This is a genomic window from Bartonella sp. AA16NXGY (genome assembly GCF_042197325.1).
GTDB lineage: Bacteria > Pseudomonadota > Alphaproteobacteria > Rhizobiales > Rhizobiaceae > Bartonella.
This window is the reverse complement of the sequence record NZ_JBHIRR010000081.1, coordinates 1-572: the sequence shown is the minus strand read 5'-3', so window position 1 is coordinate 572 and position 572 is coordinate 1. Positions and strand designations below refer to the sequence as shown.

The 572-nt window shown below is 45.6% G+C and carries 1 protein-coding gene; it reads right to left on the bottom strand.

All coding sequences use genetic code 11. The features are described from left to right. On the bottom strand, positions 1-572 hold a 572-nt coding region (locus ACFINK_RS09505), incomplete at both ends, for a DUF4815 domain-containing protein (RefSeq protein WP_375638926.1).

The window sequence follows — 572 nt, the reverse complement described above, 5'->3', positions numbered from 1 at the left end:
TAACTATCATCAAGAAAAGGGTCTGCAAACATGCCCTTTTTGGCAACAGGTTCTTTAGAGTCAACATTGCTTTTAATCCGTTCTAATTGCATCAGACGGTCAAGCGAAAGCACTCGTTGAAAATAGCGCCACATTTCATCATAGGGGGCAACCCGTGTGCCATCATTGACCACAACCGGCGTTTCAAGCCAATTGTTGGTAATGGTTGCAAGGGACAACACATCATCAGGGACATTTGGTGCCATGGGATGATCTGATGAAACTCCTTTGATATAGACGACGTTGCCCCCCGTGTTGAGACCAATACGGTCAATGCGGGGCAATTTATAAGTGTAACTGACGATAATATCACCACCCTCCGCACCCCCTGAGACTGTGATTTCCTTTGCTGTTACTTTATCAGCCGTGATTTTTGCGCGATAGCGGTAAGTCACCTTATAGCTGCTCCCCGCTAAAGGTTCGTCTCCCACGGGTGCCCAATCAATGGTGTCTCCGGTTTTTTTAAAATCTGTGCCTTCTTTAAATTCCTTGCTTCCTTGAACGATTTTGATAAACGCGGTGATGCTTTTATC